This is a genomic window from Sedimentibacter sp. B4 (genome assembly GCF_000309315.1).
In the GTDB taxonomy this organism is placed as follows: domain Bacteria; phylum Bacillota; class Clostridia; order Tissierellales; family Sedimentibacteraceae; genus Sedimentibacter; species Sedimentibacter saalensis.
Window position 1 is genome coordinate 1 of record NZ_CANG01000475.1, and the last position, 204, is coordinate 204.

The following is a 204-nucleotide window of genomic DNA, read 5'->3' on the forward strand; positions in this document are numbered from 1 at the left end:
CCCAGGCCCGTCCCGCCCACGCGGCGTCCCCGGGACGGGTCGGCGCGCCAGAACCGGTCGAAGACCAGGCCGGACTCCGCCGCCGTCATGCCCACACCGTGGTCACGGACGGCGATCGCGACCGCCTCGTCGTCACCGCGCACATACACGGTGATCGGCCGGCGCTCGCCGTGCTCGATCGCATTGGTGATCAGGTTGCGCAGG

At 73.0% G+C, this 204-nt stretch carries 1 protein-coding gene; it reads right to left on the bottom strand.

The window, feature by feature from the left end; translation table 11 throughout:
- On the bottom strand, positions 1-204 hold a 204-nt coding region (locus tag BN358_RS23700), incomplete at both ends, for an ATP-binding protein (protein ID WP_198018437.1).